This is a genomic window from Bradyrhizobium sp. RDI18 (assembly GCF_043203335.1).
Lineage (GTDB): Bacteria > Pseudomonadota > Alphaproteobacteria > Rhizobiales > Xanthobacteraceae > Bradyrhizobium > Bradyrhizobium retamae.
The window spans coordinates 803785-828207 of record NZ_JBICRN010000008.1 but is presented as its reverse complement, the minus strand read 5'-3'; the positions used below and the strand labels follow the sequence as shown (position 1 = coordinate 828207).

20 protein-coding genes and 1 pseudogene are annotated in these 24423 nt (G+C 58.9%); 3 read left to right on the top strand and 18 right to left on the bottom strand.

The window, feature by feature from the left end; all coding sequences use genetic code 11:
• Positions 1–319: 319 nt before the first annotated feature.
• The 4 genes from ACFXS9_RS12745 to ACFXS9_RS12730 are packed head-to-tail and all read right to left on the bottom strand — an operon-like array spanning position 320 to position 3577.
• On the bottom strand, positions 320–1333 hold the full coding sequence (locus ACFXS9_RS12745) for a hypothetical protein (protein ID WP_392689315.1): 1014 nt from the start codon (positions 1331–1333) through the stop codon (positions 320–322).
• Positions 1334–1337: 4 nt separating this feature from the next.
• Positions 1338–2051 carry a hypothetical protein gene (locus tag ACFXS9_RS12740; protein WP_392689313.1) on the bottom strand — a complete coding sequence of 238 codons (714 nt, stop codon included), beginning with the start codon at positions 2049–2051 and terminating at the stop codon, positions 1338–1340.
• Positions 1996–2334 (bottom strand): hypothetical protein, encoded by a 339-nt coding sequence (locus ACFXS9_RS12735; RefSeq protein WP_392689311.1) that lies wholly within the window; start codon positions 2332–2334, stop codon positions 1996–1998. The genes ACFXS9_RS12740 and ACFXS9_RS12735 overlap by 56 nt, the downstream gene beginning before the upstream one ends.
• A complete protein-coding gene (locus ACFXS9_RS12730; protein WP_392689309.1) occupies positions 2324–3577 on the bottom strand; it encodes an MBL fold metallo-hydrolase in 1254 nt (417 codons plus the stop codon). Before ACFXS9_RS12730 ends, ACFXS9_RS12735 begins: the two co-directional genes overlap by 11 nt.
• Before the next feature lie 147 nt (positions 3578–3724).
• Between ACFXS9_RS12730 and ACFXS9_RS12725 the strand changes: the two genes are divergently transcribed.
• Both ACFXS9_RS12725 and ACFXS9_RS12720 read left to right on the top strand, forming a co-directional pair.
• Positions 3725–4456 (top strand): metallophosphoesterase family protein, encoded by a 732-nt coding sequence (locus ACFXS9_RS12725; RefSeq protein WP_392689307.1) that lies wholly within the window; start codon positions 3725–3727, stop codon positions 4454–4456.
• A gap of 264 nt (positions 4457–4720) precedes the next feature.
• Positions 4721–5518, top strand: a complete 798-nt coding sequence (locus ACFXS9_RS12720) for an ImmA/IrrE family metallo-endopeptidase (RefSeq protein WP_392689305.1) — start codon at positions 4721–4723, stop codon at positions 5516–5518.
• A gap of 88 nt (positions 5519–5606) precedes the next feature.
• On the opposite strand, the gene ACFXS9_RS12715 is transcribed toward ACFXS9_RS12720, so the two are convergent.
• The 3 genes from ACFXS9_RS12715 to ACFXS9_RS12705 form a co-directional block, all read right to left on the bottom strand.
• Positions 5607–6542 (bottom strand): class I SAM-dependent methyltransferase, encoded by a 936-nt coding sequence (locus ACFXS9_RS12715; RefSeq protein ID WP_392689303.1) that lies wholly within the window; start codon positions 6540–6542, stop codon positions 5607–5609.
• A gap of 92 nt (positions 6543–6634) precedes the next feature.
• Entirely contained in the window at positions 6635–8050 is a 1416-nt protein-coding gene (locus ACFXS9_RS12710; RefSeq protein ID WP_392689301.1) for a hypothetical protein, read from the bottom strand.
• Positions 8051–8064: 14 nt separating this feature from the next.
• The gene (locus ACFXS9_RS12705) at positions 8065–9303 is read right to left on the bottom strand and encodes a DUF4365 domain-containing protein (protein WP_392689299.1); all 1239 of its coding nucleotides are present in this window, start codon (positions 9301–9303) and stop codon (positions 8065–8067) included.
• Between the two features lie 399 nt (positions 9304–9702).
• Between ACFXS9_RS12705 and ACFXS9_RS12700 the strand changes: the two genes are divergently transcribed.
• Positions 9703–9918: a hypothetical protein gene (locus ACFXS9_RS12700; RefSeq protein WP_392689297.1), complete on the top strand. Its 216-nt coding sequence runs from the start codon at positions 9703–9705 to the stop codon at positions 9916–9918.
• Positions 9919–9952: 34 nt separating this feature from the next.
• On the opposite strand, the gene brxL is transcribed toward ACFXS9_RS12700, so the two are convergent.
• The 11 genes and pseudogenes from brxL to ACFXS9_RS12645 form a co-directional block, all read right to left on the bottom strand.
• A complete protein-coding gene (gene brxL / locus ACFXS9_RS12695; protein WP_392689295.1) occupies positions 9953–11989 on the bottom strand; it encodes a protease Lon-related BREX system protein BrxL in 2037 nt (678 codons plus the stop codon).
• 3 nt (positions 11990–11992) lie between these two features.
• The gene (locus ACFXS9_RS12690) at positions 11993–12883 is read right to left on the bottom strand and encodes a hypothetical protein (RefSeq protein ID WP_392689293.1); all 891 of its coding nucleotides are present in this window, start codon (positions 12881–12883) and stop codon (positions 11993–11995) included.
• A complete protein-coding gene (locus tag ACFXS9_RS12685; RefSeq protein ID WP_392689291.1) occupies positions 12876–13814 on the bottom strand; it encodes a PglZ domain-containing protein in 939 nt (312 codons plus the stop codon). Before ACFXS9_RS12685 ends, ACFXS9_RS12690 begins: the two co-directional genes overlap by 8 nt.
• Before the next feature lie 49 nt (positions 13815–13863).
• A complete protein-coding gene (locus ACFXS9_RS12680) occupies positions 13864–14556 on the bottom strand; it encodes a hypothetical protein (protein WP_392689289.1) in 693 nt (230 codons plus the stop codon).
• Positions 14557–14573: 17 nt separating this feature from the next.
• The gene (locus ACFXS9_RS12675) at positions 14574–16736 is read right to left on the bottom strand and encodes a hypothetical protein (RefSeq protein WP_392689287.1); all 2163 of its coding nucleotides are present in this window, start codon (positions 16734–16736) and stop codon (positions 14574–14576) included.
• Between the two features lie 9 nt (positions 16737–16745).
• Positions 16746–17765, bottom strand: coding sequence for an Eco57I restriction-modification methylase domain-containing protein (locus ACFXS9_RS12670; protein ID WP_392689286.1), 1020 nt, complete (start codon positions 17763–17765; stop codon positions 16746–16748).
• A gap of 924 nt (positions 17766–18689) precedes the next feature.
• Positions 18690–22231: pseudogene (brxC, locus tag ACFXS9_RS12665) on the bottom strand (BREX system P-loop protein BrxC).
• Between the two features lie 3 nt (positions 22232–22234).
• A complete protein-coding gene (locus ACFXS9_RS12660) occupies positions 22235–22810 on the bottom strand; it encodes a BREX protein BrxB domain-containing protein (RefSeq protein ID WP_392689285.1) in 576 nt (191 codons plus the stop codon).
• Positions 22807–23577 (bottom strand): BrxA family protein, encoded by a 771-nt coding sequence (locus ACFXS9_RS12655; protein WP_392689284.1) that lies wholly within the window; start codon positions 23575–23577, stop codon positions 22807–22809. The genes ACFXS9_RS12660 and ACFXS9_RS12655 overlap by 4 nt, the downstream gene beginning before the upstream one ends.
• The gene (locus ACFXS9_RS12650) at positions 23574–24152 is read right to left on the bottom strand and encodes a BrxE family protein (RefSeq protein ID WP_392689282.1); all 579 of its coding nucleotides are present in this window, start codon (positions 24150–24152) and stop codon (positions 23574–23576) included. Before ACFXS9_RS12650 ends, ACFXS9_RS12655 begins: the two co-directional genes overlap by 4 nt.
• A gap of 8 nt (positions 24153–24160) precedes the next feature.
• Positions 24161–24358, bottom strand: a complete 198-nt coding sequence (locus tag ACFXS9_RS12645; RefSeq protein WP_392689280.1) for a ribbon-helix-helix domain-containing protein — start codon at positions 24356–24358, stop codon at positions 24161–24163.
• Between the last annotated feature and the right edge of the window lie 65 nt (positions 24359–24423).

Below are 24423 nucleotides of genomic sequence, written 5' to 3'. Positions count from 1 at the left end.
TGTTCGCCTTTGCCTCTTCAAAAAGTCCGGGCGTTCGAGCCGGACAAGTTTTGGAATCTCTCAGCCCGAGGTAAAACGTAAGCCGGAAAGATGGCGGTTGTCATCTCGGAATCATGGACAGCTTCCTCTTGCTCCGTCAAACTTCTTCGCACGTCGAGTCGGTCTGCGACTGAAAAGATTTCACCACAGTTGATCGAGTAGAGGGCGCGGCTCTGCTTACTCAGGCCAATAAATCGGCTGCAAACGATAAGCTTTTCTTAGTTTCTTATCAGTACGCGACTGAGCCGTTCTGGGGCTCGGGTGATCGCCAAAGCAATTTTCAACTAAAGTCCTCGACCAACTGCCGAGTTTTCCGCGTTGGCTCTCTGTAACTTACAAGTCTCACATCAAGTTCAAAACGCGACATTGTCGTCAGAGCTCGCCGGATGGCAGCGTCAATCCACCCGTCCTCGTTGCCAAAGGCCCCCCCACCAAGATGTGTGAGCAAAACCACATTCGACATGCCCCGTTGTTTGTTCAGGACAGCAGCCAACAAGGTGGCCTCATAGGCCGCCTCCAGAACGAGCGACGCGAAGGGCTTCCAGTGCGCCGACGGAACACGCGAATAATTGATCGGGAGCGCCGAGCAAAACACCTGCGAAACCCGCGGTCGATGCGATCCCTCAGCGTCAGTGACCTCCACGTCGCTATGCACACCGACGTGCAGCCTGCCGCGCAACGTATCGAGCTGGACTGGCGTCATTTCTTTCAGGTGCTCCGCAATAGCGTCAAGTCCGACGCGGGTGCACAGGGCGTAGCCGTTGGTCATCTGCCACAAAGCCTCGACCGGCCTATTCAGGTCCGCGGCCAGGGCTTCACCAACGTCGGCCAGTCCGTCGAGCTGGCGCGTTGCTGTCTGTCCGTAACTGTCGCCAACTGGAGCGAAGTAGTTCCTGTAGATCGTGGCCGCTCCGGCGGCGATTGCGCACGCTGGACCTTGGGTCGGGTCACTTTGATAGCGGGTGACCCCATCCTCAGGAGTCACCTCCGGACCAATCATCTCCAACAAGTTGAATTGGGAGGCGACCTGAAACAAGGCACCGGCGTTCGCGGGCAGTCGATGCATTCGTCGCACATCACCGCTGACCGCCTCCAACTTCAGCCGTTCCGCCGGACCACCAAGGGAAATTGCCCGCTCACGCAATGACTGTAACGACACCAGCTCAAGCTCGCCGATGCCATAGCTTTTCCCGTTTACGAGGGACTGGAGCTCACGTCCCTCCACCTTGATCTTGGCACGCGTGTCAGCGTAGTTGCTCTCGCGAAACCCCGTCAGCCGCTCGAACCAGTCCATTCCTTCATCTCACCCGCAATATGTCATTCGCCAACCGGAATTCGCCGGGCTCGCCCTTAGCGATGGTCCTTACCCCTGCCTTGTTCAGCTCCTGCCGCTTTTTCTTGATCCGGCCGTCCTTCTCGTCTTGGCCGAAATCGTAGATCAGGAGATAAACGTGCGAGTGGATCGATAGCTCGAGTTTCCCCTCTGCAACCTGCCTGACGAGGTCATCGACCTGCCTGGCCGAGCTTTGACCGCTGAGCTCCACCAGATTCCTGCAGACGCTGATGTAGCCTTCAATCAGGCTTTGCTGGTTCTCCTTGGCCTGAATGAACTGCTCGTACTTCCTGATTTGAGCGATCACGGCCGTGGAACGCGGGAGAGACGGAAGGTTCTTTTCTCCCTTGGGAGGCTTTTCCAGGTTCCACAATTCGGGATTGTCCGCGCATTTTGCTTCGCAGAATACCAGCTCCGCTCCGCCCGATTTTCCCGGCATTAGTACGGCGATATCCATCCGCGGCGCAGATAGATCGCCGTTCTCTCCAGCCTTCGTGAACGCAATTTCGAGATCAACAACCTTCGGCTCTTTCCTCGCTATCTTGTGCACGCCGCTTTTCTCGGGCCCGGCAAATCGCGCAGCGGTCTTGATCAGTTGCGGCAAGGTGAGCTTGGACTCGTACTCAGTGTTCACGATGGCGGCCGGGTTGAGATCGAACGCCTTTCCATCGAACGACACATACGGATCCTTTTTTCTCAAGGTCCGGCTTCACCAGATATTTGTAGTGGATGGCAAGGCGGGGCTGGCTACCAGCGCTGCTGTTTTTCTCGAAAGCAATTTTGAAAACGCTCTGACCTTTGACATAAGCGTTCAGGTATCCATTTCGGACTGCAAGCAGCAGGTCCTTGCTCTCCAGCACCTCCTTCCACCAATTGTCAGCCGGGCTATCCGCGAGCCCTTTCAAACCTGCGATTTGCGAGTCGGACAGACCGCGCTTGAGGAAGTTCAGTTCAGACTTCAATCCATTCACCATCGTTTGCCAATTCCACGTTGCTAAAAAGTTCCGGAAACCGAAGCCGTTCAAACGTATGTATCGGGATCACGCGCTTCGCTGCCACGGCAGCGGCAAGGCGCTTCAGGTCGGATGGACCAGCGTGTCCAGAGGTATGTATCGTTTCGAACGGAATGCCGCGGTGATCACAATCGGTCTTCAAGGCTGCCCCAGCCTGGCCGTCGGCCAAATAGCCATCCCATTGCGACCAGAACACCCGCGCTCCCGTAAGCGCGTTGGCCCGATCAAGATCGGATATCATCCACCCTCGAAAGAGCATGACCGAGCGCGGGGCACTCCCGGCGAGTTGCTCGGGCCAAATCCGAAAGCCACGATAACCATCGACCAGGGCCGCAATCCCCTTGGCTTTCAACTGAGCCCGCTGTCTTTGCGGAATGTAGACTGCGAGATTTGACCAACCCGGCGCGGGCTGGGGAATGCTGTCGCGCCCCGTGGCTTTCAGCACCTCAGCAGCGTAAGCGTCAATGATGAGGCTGCGACCCGTTCGCTTTGCCGCGCGATAAATCGTTACCACACGGTCAATGTTCTGGGCTGAGCAAGCGACCAGGGCCATGCCTTCGGTCTGCTCGAAGCGCGTGACGAACGTCTCCTCAAGGTCTTCCTCTGACGGAAACGTCTCGTCGTCAGACAAACGGCCGAGGCTCGACCCTTCCATCAACATGAGATCGATGTTGCGAGGCGGATCGCTGATCAGCGCGTCGAACAACTTGTGTTTCCGGCCGTGAGCGCGAAGATCACCGGAGTAGAATACGCGCCTACCGCCGGACGTGATTTCCATGGCGTAGGCATCAAAGCCCGAATGATCCACGAGGCGCGGAGTGACAGTGAAAGGGCCGATCTGAATTGGCTTGCGATGCTCAAGGTAGTGACTTGCATTCAAGGCGACGGCGTCGGGGACGAAATCGGCGGCCGCCCGAATAATGCTCTCGGTCGCTTTCCCCATGATAAGCGGAATCGCGGGGTTGACCTTCGGCACCAGGCCCCAATGGTCCCGATGACCATGAGACAGGACGATGCCGAGAAGGCTTGCACTGACCGCGGAAAGCCCATCGACGTTGGGCAGTGGTGTAGAAGCAAGATCGTTAGCGTTCAACGGAAGACCAAGATCAAGCAGGATTCGGGCCCCATCGCTCTCCAGCTCGATACAGGTGCCACCAATCTCCCGCGTTCCCCGATGAATCCGCAATCTCACTACGTTACCTCGTCCCCATCATTCCAATCTACTATATTCAATCGAGGCCCTAAGAAATTTACACGTTATGGAACATTCGCAAAAAATATTTTCATGGCGAACCGGCGCTTTTGATGTCAACGAGAATGGCTACAAGGGACGGATGTTATGGGCGAACGCATTACTTTCGCGATTGGAGACATCCACGGATGCTTTGAGGAGCTTAGGTCCTTGCTCGCCTTTTGTCGCAAGAGCGCTGGCGACATCCCGCACGGCTTCCTGTTTCTGGGCGATTATGTCGATAGAGGGCCCGCCTCCGACCAGGTCATTGCCTACCTGATTCGAGAACAGGCTAGAAGCTCATCACGAGTCCGCTGCTTACTCGGGAATCACGATCAGATGCTTTCCCTTGCCGCGGATCGGGACCGCTCCGATGCTGACCTCATTCAGTGGTGGGCGAACGGCGGCGAGGAGACATTGGATGCCTACGGCATAGATGACCCCGCCGATCTCCCGGCGGAGCACCTTGCGTGGATAAGAACGCTGCCTCTTCATATTAGCGACGAGAATAGGTTCTTCGTTCATGCCGGAATAAGACCCGACGTTCCATTGGACGCTCAATCCAAAGACGACATGTTGTGGATACGTGAACCGTTCCTATCTTCAAAGCTTTGGCACGGTGCTCTTGTGGTGCATGGCCATACGCCAACGACAACGCGCGCTCCCGACGTTCAAACCAATCGCGTCAATCTTGATACGGGAGCCTGCTTTGGGGGACCTCTCACGGCAGCAGCCTTTAGTTCAGTCCAGTTAGGGCCCCTGTTCTTTGTAAACAGCGACGGTTTGAAGTTCGAACCGCGGTCCGGGCCAACAACAATGCGAACCCCAAAGAGCGCCTAGCACCGAAAACGACACGCCGACCGGCATGTCTATTTCAGTACGCTACCTTAGTTTTCTTATCATCTGCGCGACCATTCTCAGACGAGTCCCAGCAACAGCAAGCCACGTTCGCTGAATCGGACTCGATACCTTTTCGCCAATATGTGGAAAGTCGATGTTGAACGTGCTGCAACGGCGCTGGCTGAAGAGAGATAAAGCTAAAGCGCAGTAACGTCAGCTTGGGCAGCGGCCGTATGCCTGCCGATCCCCGTCCCGATCGAGGAGTTGTGCCGCCGGCTTGACATCATCGAGATCCAGGCGTTGACGACTGCGGGCTTCGAGGGCGGCCTGCTGACAGACCGCGAGCGGAGCAACGGGATCATCCTGGTCAAGAACGGAGTGTCGCCGCAGCGTCGCCGGTTCACGCTGGGCCATGAACTCGGGCATTTCCTGATGCCGTCGCACGTACCCGACACCCAAGGCCGCTTACTTTGCTCGGAAAAAGACTTGTTGCTTCTCAATCCGAAGGAAGGCGACCGCCGCGCGAAGATGGAAGTCGAGGCAAACCGCTTCTCGTCCCTGATCCTTATGCCGCCACCCGCGCTGCGGGTCGAACTCGGCAAGAAGTCGGCGCCAAGCCTTGAACACATGCTTGCGCTTGCGAAGAAGTTCGACGTCAGCAAGGATGCGATGGCCAGAACGTATGCGAAATATCACCCGGAGCCGATTGCGTTCGTGGTGGTCCGCGACGGCAAGGTCGTCCGGAACTACCGCAACAAAATCAGGTTTCCCTTCATCACCGTGCTCCGCGGCAAGGCCGTACCCGAGAGGTCATTGTTCTATCGCAAGGGCCCTCAGGTCGGTGTGCCAAGCGACGTGGATACGCGTCTTCCGGACAACTGGATCGACGTCGAGCGCGGTCGCGAGGCGCCGAGGATGAGCGAGCAGGTCTATTTGCAGTCCAACGGCTTCGCCCTGATCATGCTCTGGTACGAGCCGGCGGACGATCCGGACTACGACGAAGACGGCGGGCGGACGGCGAAGGAGCGGTTGAAACATCGGCAATCACGGTTCACATCGTGAACCAGGACATTTGCGTGGGCGCATCAAGTCGACAGGCAGACGCGCTAAGTGGCGACGTTACGCGTGAAGCCGAAAACGATCTCGCCGCTTAATGTTCCGAAGTCCTGCGGGTCGCCCGCTCAAATGCTTGGGTCTTTTCGCGCGCAGACCTTCCAGGAGTGTTGGCGAAATCTTTGAAATGCGTCTCCCATTCTCGCGCGGAGATTGATGCTACATCCATCGGGATCGCCGTAGTGTCGCCCTTCCTCAAGAGGACGGCTGTGGCCGCCTGGAATTTCGCTGGATTGCCGCCGAACCCACCGAGAACATCAGAATCGAAGTACCCCAGTTGCGCCTTCTGAAGCACGGGGTTATTCCGCTTCAGCCAGTCCTGATCAATCACGTCGTCCGCCGACAAGATCAGAACGCCGCCCTCTTTTACCAGATCGCCCAGGGAAGCAATGATCCCGGGGTGATTGCTTTGTCCAACGTGATGCAGCACGTCTTGGCAGAAAACCAGATCAAATTGTGTCGCGCTTCTCCAAGGTAGCATCCCGCGAACGAATTCGACGTTGGGCAAATCAGCCGATAATTTCCTCGCCGAATCGATGGCTGCGCCAACGGGATCTAGACCGACGATCTTGTTGGCCGTGAGCCTCCCGAAGATGTTCGTCGACACCCCGATATGACATCCAACGTCCAACACAGGTCCGCCAAGTGCGAAGTGCTTCAACACTCCAATCGCCAGTGCCACTCCGTCTAGGATGTAGTGTCGTCTGGCTGCGGCCGCAAAAGCAAAGAGACCCGGGTGGGCCAACAGTCTGAACATCTCGCGTTCGTCTATCTTACCGCTCCGTCCGGCCTTTTGTACGGCCCTCTCATGAGCTTCGTCATAGCGACAAATAACTTCCTGCATCTCGGGATGTCGCGCACCAATTAGCTCGATGTCAGGCTGAAGATCCAAGAGCCAATTGTCTCTGAGAATGGCGTCGATAGACTGAACCGTATTCTCGTCTGGCCAAAGTTTAATAATCTCAGCGCGCATGGAAATCCAACACCGTTACAGCGTCCGCAGGCATGATCAGAATCACACGCCTCTCATAGTAAGCGCGTGACGACCAATCAACCATTTGGCGCCTAGCTGTAGAAGCGATAGTCGGGCTGCTCGATCTGCCCGAATGGAACATATTTAAGGACCCTTCCGACTTGTCGCGCAGCGCAGATCGGAATGGGCGATGCCTGATCGAACTGCGTCGAGTTCCAGTTCATTTTGGTCAGCGCGAGAACCTCCGAGGCCAGCTCGGATATCGGAGTATCGCAGGAATGCGGTCGCAGCAGAATCGGCTGAGGCACCCGAAGACCAGGGTAGGTCCGGTAGTATGGCACGCTGCCTCTGGTGAATAGTAGCCCGTTCCGACCGATCTGGATGAAGCTTCCTCGCAGCATGGGATAATTGCCGTCCCGCACCAGCGTCGTGTCTTGGTATTCCGACACCCAGATCAAATCACGTCGGTCAATGCCGAATTCATCGCACGCCTGCGCAATGCCGTCAGCCTCGCCGCTCTGGAATCGGGACGTCTTGAGGACCACCAGACGCGCCGGCGCGTGACCATGGTGGCCGCGATAAGCCTTGATCGAGCGGACCAGCAGATCGTACGCGTCTTCCCGCTCCAAGTAGGGATGACGGTCGCCCTTGTCGGTGCGCGCCCTCGCCCCTCGCAAGATCAGGCCGCGGCCGCGCTCGTCGAACATCTGCGCGGTGCTGGTAAGCAGCCTCTGGCCGGCCAAGTCCTTGTAGAAACCGATTCCCAAGAAGCTGGCTGCGAACGCCCCTTCAGCCTTCGGCAGCTTCCACGGTACCTTTCCGGCTTTATAAAAGATCGCGTTCAGTAAGTTCCAGGCGCGCGTCGCCGGATCCTGGACCTCCCGCAGCGTCTCCTTCAGTTTGCGCGGGATCTTCGCGCGATCGTCCCAGAGGGTCGGCCACACGATTTGGGTCGGGACGCTCAAAGGCAGCGTACGCGCCTTCAGCATGTCCCGAAAATTCAGCTCCTGATCGTCCTCGACCTCTTCGTCCTGATCGCTCTTCGCGTTGACCAGCTTTTCAATCAGATTGGTGGGCAACGCGCAGACGATCACGTCAGGCCTGGCGGAGCTCTCCAGCATCGAACCAGCGAGCTCGGCGAACATCTCGGACGCGGCCGTTGCGGCCTCCGATTGTTTGCGCATCTCGGTGATGCGGCGAATATCTTTCTCCGGAACGATGCGGCGGGCGATCTGGTCGACCTCAAACGTGCAACGAAACGGGTTCAGATTTCCCACGCCAGGAAACGGTGGAAAGAGGTTGGCAAGCTTCTGGTTCTTGCCTTCGATACCAACCCGACACCGCTCCATGAATTGCGCAAAACCGTCAGCGGTATCCCCAGTACCAATCACGCCGATCCGGACCGTGTCACCGAGCATGGGTTGCAAAGGCCCGTGCTCGACCAGTCCAAAGCGTGGATCAACGTGACGCCCGCCGTCGCCGAACTCCAGCTCGGGCTCGGCAATCACCTTGGCGTTAAAGTTCAGAGAAGCCATTCGCGGTCCTCCATGGCCTCCGCATTTGGATCCTCCTTCTTCCACGCCTCTTCGGGAACGGCCATTGGCATCTGGATCGGTTCGAGCGCTTCGAAGCGCAGCGGCCCGCTGGCGGACTGGAGGAGGTCGCTCTGCTGTTGTCCGTCGCCCGTCAGCAGATAGCGCCACATCAAGAACTGGCCGCGTACGGCGCCGTTCTTTTCCTTCTTCTTCTTGCCCGCGAGAAGGCTGCTCGAGAAGTTGTGCGGCCGGTATCCGTCCCGGGTGAACACGAAGGTGGGCGTCACCGTAAGAAACCACTCGTCGCCAATTCGGTAGAATCGAGGAACGAAGGCGTGATGCCTGACGCTTCCGATCTTGCCGTCCTTCTTCCGAACCCAAGGGGCCACGACCAACGCGGACGTCTCGTTGATCAACGATCGATAGGAATACTTGAACCCCTTGTTCATCGCCTTGGCGCGAAAGTAGAGAGCCTTGCTATCCCGGTCGAACGAAAGCCTGTCCTCGAACTGGACCCGGACCGTCCGCCCCAGAAGCTCGATGAAGGCGTTCTCGTCGTCGATATCGTCGGACGCCGAGATCGCACTGGTCTCGACGGTCTCAACGGTCCCCTCGTCGAGCACTTCCATCAGGGAAGTGCCTTCGGGATCCCGGAAGGAGATAAAAAGCCGGTCGCGGATGACCCAATCGAATGGGGCGTCCGCATCCAGCTCGGCCAAGGCATCCCGGCCGGAGGCGAACAGCGAGGTGGCGACGAAGATATTCTCCGGCAACACGACGTTGACCATGTTGATGTGGACGCCCTCCCCGGACAACATCGGCGGAACGTAGGTACCGAGCTTGTCGCGTTCGATGCAAAGCGAGGCGATCCGGTCAGCCGCCGACTTGTCGAAGCGATCCGCATTCTTGTCGAAGTAAAGTCGCCGCGGCTCGGAGACAGGCCCGGCATCGACCTGCTTCCAGTACATCTCGTTGGTGCTCAGGCGCACCAAGACGATGATCACCGGGAGGTTCGAGCCGCGCCAGTAGTTCAGATCCGCTGGCTCGAGCAGATACTCAAACCGGCCCTCGTCCTCGCGGGTGTAGCGGCCGTTCTCGGTGGTTTTGACCTGCGCCCCGATCCATTTCGCCAACGTACGTCCGGTGCGCGGATCCCGGAGCTCCAGCATGCCGTCCACGCCGGTCTCAAGACGTCCTTTTTGGTCGAAGGCAAAGCCCATGGACATCGCGCGCTCTCCGGCAAGGAGTTCGCCACGTTCTCCAATCAGTTGACTCTGCGACAGCTGTTTCATTCCCTGATTGTAGGGAACAGAACATGAATATCCAGATGAAGAATGTGATTTCCCCGCTTTTCGTGCGATCAACACCAAAGTCCACTGTGCTGCCGAAGAGTTTCAAGCCACAATGCAGGTCAAAAGGTTCGGGACGACTTGATGGGCAAAGGGCATTTTCCCGGCGGAAGCACCTCCGGCACGTACGATGAGGATGGGACCCCGCGATTCAAGGAAGGACCTGAATTCCCTCTGACGAAGGGGCCGTCCCAAAAACGCTGGTCCGAAAGAGCGCCCGTCGATCAAGACGCGCGATCGGCTGCGAAGAAATATCGCAATCTCGTCTCGACTTTCTTGGCCAAGTGCGCGGTAGCCTTCAGAAGCGACCGCCTTACCCCCTCGCTGCCCGAACCGCCGAATGAGCTGAAGGGCGAGATCTCATCGTGGGGTGGCAATATCGCCTGGATCGACAAGCACACGGGACGAAAATCTCAGTTCGCAAAATTCGTCCTAGGTCAGGGATGGACGCCGAAGCAGCCCGTCGCAAAGCTCGATCCCGGCGGCAATTGACTAATTCGGTGCGGTAGCGGGCCATTTTAGCGGCTCAATGGAGCCCCAGGGCCTTGAAGGCGGCTGTCTTCGGATCCCCAAAGAAGATCGGGTCGACGTGCTCGACGACGTCGCCCGTGACCTCGAGGAAGCTCCGCTTGTTTTCCAAGGGGATCAGCGCCCGTTTTGCTCCATTGTCCATCGCAAGCTGCAGCGGCTCGGCAAGCGACCGGAGCCCCTTGATGTTGCCCTGGACGCTGAGATCTCCCAGGACCAACATCGCGGCGGCCGGCGGCGCCTTTTTCAGCGCTGAAAACGCCGCGATGAAGAATCCGAGGCCGATCTCACCCTCGACGCGATTGTTCATGAGGTCGATTACCTCGACGTGGAGGTCGGAAACGTCCAGTTCACGCGCAATCGAAAGCTCACCCTTCTTGGCCAGCATGTAGCTGAACGCCCGTCCAATCGATTCCTTGGTAATGCCGCTGACACCGCCGGCCGTCCTGAGCTTGCCGGACCCGGAGGCTACCGAAACCTCGATACGATACATTCCGACAGTCCCGTCCGCGCCAATGGAAGCGGTGTAGATACTGCCGGGCGGGAGCGGATCGGCGGAAATCATGTTGCGGCCGCCCTGCTCTGGCACGCCAACGAAGCGTTCTTCGCCGGTGTCGTTCAGGCTGTAGCTGAAGGATGTGTGGTAATACTCGAAGGAGCCCATCTTCTTGAGCTGCTCCTTCACGCGGCGGCGGCCTTCCATGGCGAATTCGAGGAGTTCGGCAATCTCGTCCTGGGTCGCCTCGCCGTTCGGGTGAATGATCTTCATCAACCCCGAAACTGTCTTTTTGACCGCCTTCCGGTCGCGCGTGACCAGGTGCGATCCCATGGTGAAGTGGCGGTCGCTAATTTCCGTGAAGTTATGGCGGCGAAGCTCGCGCAAAGCTTCGGCTAGGTAGTCGACAACGAACCCGTAGTGGTCCGTGAACAGGTCATTCCGCATTTTTGGAATTTCCCAGCCCGGTAGATAGAAATGCAGGCGGTCGATGAACGCCATGTCATTCCGGATCACCTCGGGCATCGGCTCGAACAGGTGGCCGGTCTGCACCATGATGTCGATCGCCTGCTGGGTGTTCCCGAACAGAGCGATGCTGGCATCCCCGGATGCCGCTTCCTGGCCGCGCTGGAACGACCCGGACTCGCAATAGGTCTTCATCGTGGTGATGACTTCCTTGGGCATCTTCTCTAAGTCGGCGACCTCATCGAAACCGACGACATCCCAAATCTGGACGAGGCCCTTGGCCCGGCCACCCATGTGTCCGAACAGATTGGCGACCGTGGTCGGACCGGTCATCAACGCCGCGTATGGAGAGACTTCCTGAACCACGTAGCTCTTGCCGGTGCCGCGAGGGCCAAGCTCCACTAGGTTATAGTTGCGCTCGCACAGCGGGATCAGCCTCGTCAGGAACAGCAGCTTCAGCCGCTTGCTCATCTCCGCCGGCTCGTACCCCATGCTCCGTAGCATGAGATCAATCCATTCCTCGGTCGTGAACTCGCTCCGGAGACGCTGGTATTCCGCCAGATCGAAGGCGGCGATCTGGATGGGCGTCAGCTTCTCGATCCAGAACGGATTCTTACCCTTGCCCTCCTCGTCGTATTCGAACCGCATGTCGATCTGCGCCCAAATGCCGCCAGTCAGCAGCCGTTCATAGTCCCGAACGTAGTGGTTCTGGACGTGCACGAATTTGCTGCCGAAGTTGTTCACCTCGGCCCAATAGTCCGAATCGACCAGCCTGACCTTGATCTTGTCGATGAAGGTCCAGTTGCCCTTTTCCTTCACCTTGCTCTGAGCCTTCATCGACTCGTCGGCACGGATGTAGTTGTTGGCCAGAGTATCGTTGACGACCTGCAACCCCATCTGGATCGCCATTTCATCGGACGACGCGCAGTATTTGCCGAGCAGGAATTCGAGAACAAACACCGGGACGTTGGCGCCTACCTTGACCTTCCGGACGAGGTCCTTCCGGACCACCTTGCCGGCGAAAGTCCGATTGACCTTGTCGTCGAGGGCATCTCGCAACGGAACGCTACTCATCAATCAAACTCCCAACCGAACAGGAATGTCTTTCGGCGACAGGTACAGAACCGCATCAGTCTCGGCGTCGAGAACCTGAATGCGCACCGACTTCACCTCGTCGTCGGTCAGCATGAAAGCCACGTTCGCCTGGACGCCAGGCCCGAGGGTCAGACGCCCGTCTTCAAGCACGGCACCTGTGGCGATGGCGGCCCTCGCTACCGGCTTGTCGTTGGAAAGCACCAATGGACGCAGCTTTCTCGCGTTCTCGAACAGGCTCTTTGAGGCCCCACCAAGCTCGATCCGGACCGTAAAGATCCTGTTGGTGACGGCATCAAAGTCGTGAGCCACTGTGACAGCGTTCTTTTCCGCCTTGACGGCGCCGTCGACCCGCAGCTTCGCGGTGATGACCGGGATCACCAGTTCCTGGATCGACGGGCCGCCGTGGTGATACGCGAGGTCCCCGCCGCTCTTGAAGACCGCGGTACTGGTAGGAAACGCGAATTCCAGATCGGAGTTGTAGCCAAGCTTAGGCCCCGACACCCTGACCGATCCTGCAGGCGTAGTCCCGCCCCGTCCGATCCAACAACGCCGGTGCAAGTCGACGGTCTCGCCACCGGGAGCATCAATCCGCATCGACGGATCGCGGTCTTCCGCGAAGAACAGGTGGCCATGGTCGGCGGTGATGACCGCTTCGCCGATGCCTACGCTGGCGAGACGCTGCAGGCAACGTGCCAGGTCCTCGACAACTCGGTCCATGATCCGGCGGGCGTAGAATGTGCTGGTGTTCTCGCCGGCGCCGTCGATTTCGCTGGAGCGCACCACGACGATTTTGGCTTCGCCGATCTTTTTCTGCAGCGCCTTAGCGGTTGAAGACAGGACCTCGTCGAGTTCGAGATCGACCAGGTCAGGCACCCTCGACTTCATGAACTTCTGTCGAGCCGCTAGGGTCCGGGAGGAATGTCCCGTCGACGGACGCGCCGAACTTCCCCTTCATGGTGACGACGGAGAATGTACCGGCGGCCCCCGACAACAAGGCAGCCATCCCGACCGGAGTGATGGACGGCAGCGCGGCGATCGCAGGACGGATGACGACCTCGGTGGCCTGCGTCAGCCTCCCCACGAGCTCCTGGCCCATTTCGTAGCGCATCGCGTCAACGAGCAAGTACGCGACCGGAACCGGACGACTGGCCACGACATCGGACCAGATCCGGGTTTGCTGGAGGACGCCCGGAACGGTCCAATCGGATTTCTGGAAGGCCTTTACGAAACCGTCGGTCATCCGGCGGACGGCGTTCTCGTAGACGGTGCGGACCTTCGCAACAGCGCGCTCGTCAACAGGGTCCTCGACCGACGCCAGAAACCCTTCGAGGCGCCTTTGGGCATGATCGAGCAGATACCATCCGTCTCCGCCGGTTGAGACGTAGCGTTCGATCCAGAGCGAGGGGTTGCCGTTGGATTTCGCGATCGTCTCGCAGGCCGAGGCAGCAACCAGCCCCAGGTCAACCATGAGCCTGCAGACAGCCCAAACAGTTTTCCGGCCGACATCAAGATTGACCCAGAAGCTCTCTTCGCGCGATGCCATCAAGCCGCTCGCCTCGGAGAACTTTTCCTCGGCAATCAGATCGAAGCAGGCTGAGACGACGGCAGCTTCCTCGAACCGGAAGGTGTCGATCGCCCCGAGTCGGCTGCCGTCCACCTGCTCAGCCGTCAAGCCCAGTTCGGATTGAATGCCGTCGGCGAGGGCTTCGTAAGCCTTCGGGTGACGTTCCCGAAGGCGTTTAGCCACTTCCCGAAGGGCCTTTTGTTGGTCCGGGGTGCCGGGCTCGGTGATATTTTTAAGCAAGCCGGCTGCCGGCCCGCTCCTGCCCTGATCGTCCAGGTCGAAGCGAAACTCATTGGCCAGTACGTATCGGGCAGGTAATCGAACGCATCCGGCCGTTAGTCCCGTCGCTCGGCAACGTCAGGCCAAGGCGCGCAAGCGCAGCGGAACGAAGCTCCCCCAGCGCGCCCTTTGCGTCGAGCTCGCCGTCCTTTTCCTGGTCTCCGATCCACGTGGTCAGGATGGCCAGCGTATCGGACCCGCCGAAGATGCTCTTGAGAAGAGACGCCCCCTCGGCCGCCGTCTCGTCCTGCGCCATCCGCGCTAGGTCGGCGTACGTCAGGTTGTCCGACTTCAGCATGTCGTCAAGATGGACGTCGGTGAAACGCTTTCGAAGGACAAGTCGCGCCAGCTGTTTGAGCGCCGGCTGCAGGTAGACGGTTCCGGCTTTCTCAAGCTCCATCAGCAGGGAGCCTTCCGCATCCCGATCCAGCGACGGCACATATATGACAACCTGCTCAGGCTGGTCGCCCTGGGTGACATCCTCAACAATCGTACGCGTTTTTAGGAATGAACCTTCAAAGACGTGCAGCTTCGCCTTCTGTTGACCAATTTTCACGGAAACAAGCTGGCCATCAGCCGTTTCGGCTACGAGCTCGTTGAAAAACGGCCTCAATTCCTCACGCTTGTCGTACATCACAACCACGCGCCGCGCCCTAAGACGGTCGCTGATCTGCCCTGCGATGTAGTCGTGAAGAGGGTGCATCTGAATTGATACTCGGTTCAAGCCGCTTTGGTCCTGCGGCCACGTTTAGGAATCGAAGCGCGCTCGGGAGCGCCCAGAAGAGCCTTTAGCGCACCCTTGGTTACCGTCGAAGCGCGGTCACGGATCACCTCTACGATCGATTGCGCCGGCTTCTCATAGGCCTTCCATTTTCCGCTGTTCTCCTGAAACCAAAAAACATCTTCTAGACCATGGGCGATGGCGAGACTGCGATCTGTGGTGCATTTGGGCACTACTCGCTCGGGCCATAGATGCATGGCTTGAAGAGACCAATCGTGCTTACCGGCAGCAAGCTCATTCCACCTGCTTTTCAGCTCCTTTTGCCAAGGTTTGTGTTGCGGCACTAAACGCCAGAGGGGAGCCATCGTGATAGCCACGCCATCATCAAAAGTAGGATGCCACAGTGGTGCCACACGGGCCACCTCTTCAAGCAGTTCGCGGAGTTCTGCGACGAAGGCCTCTTGCGTCTCAATCTCCTTTCGCTCGTTTGCGCTTGGAGCAGCACCCGCGCCTTGCAACAAGCTGGTGAGTTGGCGTTCCTCATGGGCGAGCTTCGGCGCCACGAAATCATTCTGAATTTGGATGAAGGAATCGCGGTTGAGCCGATGGACATATAGCCAGACGCTGTAGCGTCCGCTCGGAACTGCCAGTTGCCAAACAATGGGAGCCTTGCGACGGTTCTTTGAGTGCTTCTTCAGATGGTGCCCGAAGAAGTTTGACGACAACCACGCCCGTAAATTCCGATCCTTCGGATCGAGCAGGGCCTCCACATCATTCCACCAACTGTCGGCGCTCGCTTTGAATACCCCCTCAAAGACTTCGCGAACCGCGGCGACCAAGTCACGTACATGTCCGGCGTCATCGACAAGGATTCCGTTTTCTGGGAACGTGACTGGGTATCCCTTAGGGGCGTCGGCTTCCGGCCGCCCGTTTTCGTCCGTAAGCATCGCGGGTGAGCATACGGGCAACCGGTCAAACGGGCTCGGCTCCGCCGGTATAGAACGCGCTCCTGTGGCGATCCGGACGTCAAAGCGACCGAGCGCGACGCCCACTGCCCAAGCCACCAGTTCAGTGGCTAGATCAACCGGCTCGACTCCGCTCCCACTGTCGTCCTCGTCATCGAGTTCCGGGTCGGAAACCGAGTTCACACCTGCGAGTTCTCCAGGAGCGGCAGCGGCCCCCAAGCCATCAGTAATTGCGCGCAATTCGGCTTCGCTGATCCCGTACAACTCCAGGCAGAGCTCGTCGATCTCGTTGCGGATGGCACCCAATTCGGCGTCCGCGGCGCGGATGCGCTCGCGCCAAGCGTTCGCTCTCGCAACCAATGTCTGCCCCTCGACCTGTAGCAACGCAGGTTGGACGAAGGCGCGAGAGGTCTCCGTACACGTGTCCAGGCTACGTTTGAGAGACCAAGCGCGTCGAGCGAAACCGGAAAGCCTCGATCGGTCCACCGGGTTCAGTTTCGGGATCGGAGTTCGTTGAATAAGCCCGACCTCATATGATTGCGCCAACTCTGTTCTCGCTAATTGAAGTGAAACGAGCAGCGCGAATGCTTTGCTATTGGTAACAGCCGCTAGAGCGAGCAGGTCGTCGCCATCGTCTCCTTCGATGAAAACTGACGGCCCCTTATGGGAAAAAATGCAGCCCGCCGGCAACGCCCGAACGGACAGGCCATTCGTCCGGAGGGGCCAAGTAAGGCCGGGACGAAAATAGAAATTGAATGAAGCCGGCTTCAGCGAAGGACGGTGTGGAAGCCCAGTAAATGCCCAGAACGTGTCCCTTGACGAGTCCCAAGACGCCTGAAGCGCGAGATCAGCGTAAAAGGGAGAGAAGCTGCCGCCCTTAGCTATCGGCACATGTCGACTCAAACCCTGGCGAGGATCGGTCTCCAGCCAAATACGCAGCCACCGGAAGTCATCTCCAGTGACACCCCCCTGGCGAGCGACGCGCCCGTCACTCTCGAAGGCGGGGAAGTCGACAAACAATTGTCGAAGCTTTTCACTCACCCAGTATGCGAACGGTGAACTAGGAACTGCGGCAAAGCTTGCCGTTTGCACCTCGAAGCGCTGACGACCCATCGCTTTAGCGGGCTCGCCTATTGCGGCGAGTAGCGCTGGCGCCTTGTCTACCGCCTCAAGAATCCGGAAAAAAATAGTCTTCATCCAAGAGCCTCATGGCTTTTTTTCAAGACAGTAAGCTGCGACCTCAACCATAGCGCTGTCGAGAACCCCATATCCAAGATCGGCAAACACTACTGGCGGCGCATCTTTGAGCAATATCTCTTCACGCCATTGCTGAAAGCTCGACAAGAAGAAGCCTGTGCGAGATGTGATGGCACCAAGCATGCCGCGCTGGAGTAAAAGTTCGACGCCCCGCTCGACGAAGGCCGCAAAGATGTCATTCTTCGTCCGCGGATAGCTACTCTCGAATTCCTTCTTAGCGATTAGACTGCCTGCTCCAAAAGGAGGATTCATCAAGACGACGTCAAACTTGCGTCCCATCGTCTCAACGAAGGCGATGCCCTGCTCCGCGTCGTCTGCGAAGAGGCGGCGGCGGATGCCACGGCCATTGACGGCATCGCTTACATACGCTTGGAGAGCACCAAAGATTTGCTCCTCGGCTCGTTCAAAGAACGCGAAATTGTCGATGCCTGAAAGATCGAGCTCGCCCTGGCGCTTCACGGGCTCGAACCCCGGCAGAAAATTCTCTGATCGTTCAGCCTGTTTGGAGAACGCAACCCGAGCATTTTGGATCGATGCCGACAGCTTGCGCTCGATCGGCAGCAACGCGCCCATCTCTCCCGCTAGGCGCATTTCGGAGACAATCTCCTTGAACAAGCTGCCCATGAATGCCGGGCGTACCGTTGCCGCGAACTCATCCAGGAGCTTGGTGTCTCCGGGCATCGGTTCGGCGATGACGATATTCGCCCTACGGATAACCGGACGATCGGAACGCGGCACGCCCGCCTCCTTAAAGGCGCGCTGGCCGCGCATCCAAAGGGCAAGCTGAGCGATCTGCGCGCAGCGAGGGTCGATGTCCACTCCGTGGAGGTTGTGGCTCAAAATGAGAGCCGGCGCCGCCTTGCGGAGCTCTTCCAGGGTCGGGTAGTCAGCCCGCAGCGGCTTGCCAGTTGCGCCACTCGCTGGGGCCCCCTCGTCTGCCCAGGCCTCTTCGTAGATGATGAGCAGCAACAGGAAGCAATACAGAAGGAAATGCCCCGAACCGCACGCGGGATCGATAATCCTGATGTCCCGCGGATCTTTCTTGGCTCGTCCATCGGCACCCTGACCTTCGGCATCGCCGTCAGGTCGTGAACCAGGTATTCGCAAACGGCCGAGAGGCGAGTATCGCCTCCCCGCATCCCATGCCAAATCCGCCCCAGCGTGTTGTCGCAAAGAAACTGCACAACATAGCTCGGCGTGAAGAACTGATTCCGGATCGCAAGCTCACGGCTATTGCGTGGGGCCTGGCTTTCATCCCGCATCTTCCGGCGTTCTTCGCCGGAATTGAAGAACTGATAAATCCAGCCGATTGTCTCGTCTTCCGACCAGATCCCGACCAGGTCGGCGTGATTCAGAATCTCCAGCAGATCGTCGAAGGCGAGCTTGGTCGGCCAAAGCACCGAAGCCGGGTCACGCCGGTCGAACAGAACTTTCACCTCGGTCGAGAGCTCGTCGAAGATGCTCTCGATGTAGAGTCGATATCCGACGCCGTCGGCGGTCTTCAGCGCCGGCGCCAAGCCGCAGAACTCGACGAAACCGGCGGAATTGTCGCCCCGACTGACGCATTCCTGGACAAGCTCGCGGGCCTCCAGCATCTTCAACGCCGCGAACCGGTTCAATGCCGTGAAGGCGGCATCCCGGACGTAGTCCGCAACGGCCTCGTCCGGCTTCATTCCGACGCCGCGCTTGTGCTCGATGGCGGCGACGATCTTGTCGCGCAGCAGATGCTGACGACCGGTCAGATGCGCACCGCCCTTGCTGGCGATGCGACCATCCGGTCTGACGTCGAATACGCCGTCCAGTTGCTCGGCGAAATCCTCCTCAAGGAGGCGCCGGGCCTTTTGGGTCGCGCGTTCGATCGCGTTTCTGGTCTCCTTGTCCATCAGCGAATGCTCACTTCACGATGACCTTCTTGCCCTCGCCGATCAGGCGGGAGAATTCGTCCCGGATGCCACCCAGGGCTTGGTCAAGCTGCTCTTCGGTCTCGATGCCGCCCGAAAAGAACTGGCTAACAGAGACCGTGGCAAGGCGCTCGCCCTCCAAGACCTGATGCATCTTGGTCACGGCGGTGGCCAACCGGCTCTCGCACAGCTCGGTCTCGGACCGCAGATGGCGGAGGGTCTGGTTGTTCCAGTTCTTGTCGGCGCATTGACGAAGGTGGCGGGAGATCTCGTCCCGCTGCGCGTCGTCGAGCCGCTCCCACCCCGGCTCCTTCGAAAGCGCTTCGAAGGCCACTAGGTAGGCCTTGACCCTACCGTCCAAGGCTTCGTTGTAGCGGCGCTTGTACTCACCGTTGATCGCCGTCGCGGCTTGTGCGATGGGCCCCAGTTCACGGAAGAAGGTTTCGCGCTTGAGCAGGTCTTCCAGGAGGGTACCTTTTTCGACGAAGCTGGCATCGAGATTGGGCTCCTCGACCAGGGTCGGCATGGTCGACACCGCGCCCCTGGCGCTTTCGATGTCCTTCAGGGTGGAATCGGTAAGGGCCTTGATGAGGTCGGCTCCGCGCTGGATGGCGTCCTTGATGTTCTTATGGGACGCGTTGAACGACAGGATGGCATTCTCTTCGTTGCCACGGCGGATCCCGCGCATCTGGCTGACCGCCGCTTCGATAAAGTCCACCCCGGGAAGCTGGGTGCTGCGCATCGTGCCCAGTACACCGTCGAGCGCCTCTTCGTGACGTTCGACTGCCGCCCTGATCTCGGCGGCAATCGGCGCAGCGGCGATCTCCTTGACGTCTTCCCCGAAAGTGTCGCGGTAGTTGTCGCCGGCCTGGACGAGAACTTTGAAATCAATGCCCTTTTTGGGCCGGAAGCTTGCTGCGCGGAATAGGTTGTTTCCGGAAAAGCACTCCTTGGCTGCGGTGCTGGTCGCCTGCTCGATCGTCTGCCCCTTGGACGTCGCCTCGATCGCGCCGGCGCGCAGCAGCGCCAGCGTCAGAAGCCTCATGACGTCGAAATCCCATCCGAACGGAGACTTCAGGAATTCGTCTTCAAGGTACTTGCCGGTCGCTTGTTCGCCGTAGGCCGCGCGCTCCTCGATCTTGGCTAGGACCTCGGACAGCGGCACAACATCGGTCTTGAAGACGCGCTTGTTCTGTTCGTCCCGGAGAAGCTCGAGGTGCGTGAAGACATGCGGCAGGCCCGATAGGTTTTCCGCGCTCAAGAGTGCGTCGATGCCTTTAGTGACGTCGGTCTTCTTGGCCGAGGCCTCTGAAAAGCGGTTGTAGACGTCTGGGAGGACCTGCTCCAGCACCGCCGAGACCGCCTTGCCCACCTCGGACACCGCTCCGGAGGGACTGCGGTCATTGCCGCGGAAGTACACCTTCCCCGCAAGGCATGCGGCCTTCACGCGCCGTTGCAGCTCCTGCAAGTGAGTCCGCTGACGCACCTTCTCTTCTGCGATCAACGCCGTCTCGTCGGCCGTGGTCGCGCCCCTGGTCTTGTGCTTGATCATCTCCTCCGAGCGGAACGCCTCGCGCATCTCCCGCCGGATTTCATCGTCAAGCGCCACCGACCAGAAAACCGCCTTGGGTTCTAGCTGACTTCGTTTGCGGAGATTCTCGGCGTCGTTTTCTGCTTCCTTCGCGTTTTCGGCGAGCTCGATGTGGAACATGATGTCGCCAGCAACCTCTTCGTTGCCGCCGACCATCAAGCCAGCCTTGAACACCTTGGCATCGCCAAGAGTGAATCCGGGTTGCGGCGCCCAGAACGAGTTGGAAATGACTGAAGCATAGATCCGCTTCTCGTCCCCGCGTTTGGCATTCATTGAGGAGCGGGTGAGATCCCAGTCGTCCTCGGCCGGCGTGGGAATCCGATATCCGCCCTCGCCTTGCCTGACCATCAGCGCCTTCTCGAGCTCAGCGAGTGCCTCGCGGACTTCCGTCAGCTTGGATTCGGCGTTGACCCGGTCGATGAGCGTGGCGGCGATGTTCTCCGCCGTGCGGTGAACGGTTTTCGCGAACTGAAGCAGGCAAACGACCTTAGCTGCGGCCTGCGCCAGCGGATGCTTCACCTTGTTGGGTATCGAAATGACCTTGGCCCGGATATCCGATGAGATATTGCCCTCGATCAGGTCGTAGACCTGGTCGAGCCGAATAAGCGTGCCGATCGGCGCATCGGACACCATGGTGGCCGGATTGATGAGCAGCTGCTGAGCAAGTTTGATGATGGTGCGGTTTGCACCACCGACGTGCTTGCTCGCGCCGCCCTGCATGCGAAGGCCAGAAACGATGTCGATGATCAGTTCGATTTGGTACGGTAGGAGCGGGTAAAGGTCGATGAAGCGCTCCCGGACAAGCCCGGGAAGGTGACCTCGGCGGTAATACGCGAGTTGAGATCAAGCCGAGCCCGGTTGTCGTCGAAGAGCTTGCCGAGAACCGCCTCGGCCGCGGACTTCTTCTTCAGCACGCGCCGGCTCGTGACTTCCGAAATATCCGACGGTTCTAGATGAACCTGTAGTGGGAAGCGGTCCATCAGCTTGGGAAGCTCGATGCGCCGATCATCGAGCCCGCTGACGACCTCGCTGAGACGCTCCTGGGAGGTCACTGCGATCCAATACTTGCCCCGCCCTTTGACGCCGAGCTGCTGCACGATTGCCTGCAGGTCCAGCATCTTCTGGGTGTCGCGGGCAACGAACTGCCCGACCTCGTCGACGACGAATATCAACGAGTGGCCGGGCTTGCGGCGCTTCATGAGTTCGACGATGCGGTCGGCCAGCCGGCCGGCGGTGATGTCCATCTTCGGCCGACCTTTCGACCATGAGTCAGCCATCGGGTAGGTCACCGGATTGAGCTTGTGCAGGACGGCGCTCGCCTCGTTGAGCGCGAAGATGGTCATCCCCTTCTGCTCGTCCCACGCCTTGCCGTGCAGGGATTGGAAGGTCTTCTTGAATTCCTCAAATCTACCCTCCGCCTCCAGGGCGATTTCGAGTTCGGCCAGGTCGATATCCTTGGCGTAACCGAGGCTCGCCAGGAACAGGCGGTACATGATCTCGGTCAGCATCTGGTTGCCGGACCGGATGCCGCGGTCGGTGGAGACGTCGAAGATGACGGTGTGGGTTGGAATCTTCTCGTTGATGGTATTGAGGACGACGTTGAGCTTGGCGTCGTTCGCGCGAGCCGCAAACCGCTTCGCCGCCGGCGTTCCCAGGATATTCCGATCCTCGATCGCCAGTCCCAGCACCTTGGCGAAGCTGGACTTGCCGGATCCGAAGAAGCCTGAGATCCAGATGGCCACACCCTCATGCGGCTTCTGCGGCGTTTCCTGATATCGTTCCAACACGTGTACGAAGTGCTTTTTGATAGCGTCGGTCACGACGTATTCGTCGATTTCCGAGGCAATGATCTCCGCGGAGGTCTGGTCGACCTTAATGACTTCCTCGATCTGCCGAGTGACGTCGTTGTCGAATAGCGTTGCGATCTTGTCCACTGCGTTCATCCCTCAGAAGATCTTTGGACGATAATTATGCTCGGCATCGAGCACGCCCATGAAACGGAGCCCAGATGCTCCGTCGAGGTCGCCCGGGTAAAACAGAATTGTCGGTACCACCACCCTACCCTTCAGTTGCTCCAGCAACGAGAAAGTGCGGTACACGGGGAATAGTGCTCCCGTCCGGTTGATCAACACGACATCAGTGCGCGGGTCCGGATTAGCCGGCATCCGCTTCGCCACCAGGTCGACCAGGGGCGCGTATTTCTCGAGGATGTTGGTGATCGTCTGAACCGTTTCCTCGATGGTGCCGCTGCGTTCGGCGTCATACCAATCTTCCATTGGGCGCATCGAGGCTATTGCCTCATAAAGGCACTCGGCCAAAGATATCCGAGTCACTCGCTTTGATTTCTGGATCAGACGCGTCCGGAGCATCGTCAATTCACGCCGCAGCGGGTACTCCTGCTCCGGATCGTAGCGGAAGAGCGCGTACGGCATGTCGTGGTATGCGCTCAGTTTCTCTCTGGGATCGGGCAAGCCGAGAATCGGCTCCAGATCATCTCGGAGACGCCGTTCGAAATCGGTCATGCCGCTACCCTTTCGGCGCATTCGAGGGCGCTTTTGTAAGGTAATCCGACCTGAACGATGTTGCCGGCGATCTCGTAGTTCAGCCGCCGGAATTGATGAAGCCGAAGCAGCGCAAGATGCACATCGGGATGCGCCATGTAAGCCAGACGCCAAAGCTTGCTTCCCGGCATCTTTGAGGAATTACCTTCAAAATCAGCGATCATGTGGGCATAGAACATCATGACGTCGTCGCTCATCGCGATGGACGCGAAGGTTTTCGCGGGACCGAGTCCGGATAACATGCCAAGCTCGGTCGCCATCCGCAGAAGGTCGCGGGCGCCGCGCAGTTTCGCATAATCGGAGAACGGCTTGGCCTTCGGACCGCGCGTCGCTGCAACCTTGTCGAAGAACGCACGGACATCTTCGGTTTGGATCTGATAACGCCCCTTTTCATGCTCGACGAAAAGCCAAGTTATCGCGAAGTCGTGGAAAGGTTGCTCGGTAGCGCCAATCCAAAGACGCAAACAGTCCCGCCAATCCGCCAAGGACATCCCACTCTTGGCAAGGGCGATCAGCGGCCGGATCAGATCAAGGTGACGCAACCGCCGATGCAGCGTGGATTCTACTTCGCGCCCCCAGCCGGCTGTAGCAAACCTTCCGGAAAGCGTCGCCTTTAGGTTTTGGCTCTCCGTGAGATTATCATTCCATGCTCCAAAGACCTCGTAGGTCTCCTTTACAAGAACGCCCTTGCGGAGCAGTCGCTGCGACCAATCGGGGGAAGGCTTCACGCGCCCGCCCTCCGAGCATGCGGAACGACCAAATTCCCCTGGCTGCCTGCCGCAAACGAAAGGGCGAGCAAAGCAACTGAGCGCCGCCTTTCGTCAAAGACACCGGGCACCATAATCGAACGGCCGTCGCTGGCTCTCTTGATCTTGGCTCCGGAGGCGATCTCGTCATCGGTAACCAGGTCGAAATCCTTCAGCGCGGTCGGCACGTCGGTATGCTTCAAGCGGGCGACGCGCTCGAAAAATGGCCGCCAACTCGCAGCGTCGTCGAGCCAACCCTCCCAGAGAACATCCAGACGCTCTTCGAGCGCGTCCGTGAGCCGCCAAAGCGTGACGGCGCCGGGGGGATCGAAAATCTGTGCGCAACGCAGGCCGGCAATCGTCCAAACGGATCGAGCCTGGGCGAAATGATGCGTGCGAGGAAGTCCCCGCCGTAGCACAGAGGCGCCTTGGGGTCCGAGTTGGCCATCGGAATTCCACCACCGCTCGCAATCCATCTCGCCTAGACGAGCGACGACGGTCCTTAGCTTCATCAGCCAGGCCATTTCAATATCGTTGTAGGTGTTGGCTGCTCCCATAGCGTCCGCTACTTCTTGCCGGCGTGATGCCGCGCGAGCCATTCCTTGGCGGCCTCTTCCATGACTTCGGACGCGGTCTTTTCCAGGCCTATCGCGGCCTGCTTGATCTGCTTGATGACTTCCGGATCGAGGGACGTCAGGAATTGCCTTTTGTCGCCTTGAGGGGGTTTCCGCCCCTTTTTTGGGGACGGTTTCGCGTCTGCCATCACCCTGTCCGTGCGTTGTGCCATCCCGAAAACCGTCCCACGGGTTGCGGGCTGCGGCAAGGGAT

Bases quoted from the DNA above. Each gene is read 5' to 3' on its own strand.
- brxL (WP_392689295.1), bottom strand. From the start codon at position 11,989: ATGAGTAGCGTTCCGTTGCGAGATGCCCTCGACGACAAGGTCAATCGG.
- ACFXS9_RS12680 (WP_392689289.1), bottom strand. From the start codon at position 14,556: ATGCACCCTCTTCACGACTACATCGCAGGGCAGATCAGCGACCGTCTT.
- ACFXS9_RS12745 (WP_392689315.1), bottom strand. From the start codon at position 1,333: ATGGACTGGTTCGAGCGGCTGACGGGGTTTCGCGAGAGCAACTACGCT.
- ACFXS9_RS12725 (WP_392689307.1), top strand. From the start codon at position 3,725: ATGGGCGAACGCATTACTTTCGCGATTGGAGACATCCACGGATGCTTT.
- ACFXS9_RS12645 (WP_392689280.1), bottom strand. From the start codon at position 24,358: ATGGCAGACGCGAAACCGTCCCCAAAAAAGGGGCGGAAACCCCCTCAA.
- ACFXS9_RS12650 (WP_392689282.1), bottom strand. From the start codon at position 24,152: ATGGGAGCAGCCAACACCTACAACGATATTGAAATGGCCTGGCTGATG.
- ACFXS9_RS12675 (WP_392689287.1), bottom strand. From the start codon at position 16,736: ATGAAGACTATTTTTTTCCGGATTCTTGAGGCGGTAGACAAGGCGCCA.
- ACFXS9_RS12660 (WP_392689285.1), bottom strand. From the start codon at position 22,810: ATGACCGATTTCGAACGGCGTCTCCGAGATGATCTGGAGCCGATTCTC.
- ACFXS9_RS12715 (WP_392689303.1), bottom strand. From the start codon at position 6,542: ATGCGCGCTGAGATTATTAAACTTTGGCCAGACGAGAATACGGTTCAG.
- ACFXS9_RS12705 (WP_392689299.1), bottom strand. From the start codon at position 9,303: ATGTCCATGGGCTTTGCCTTCGACCAAAAAGGACGTCTTGAGACCGGC.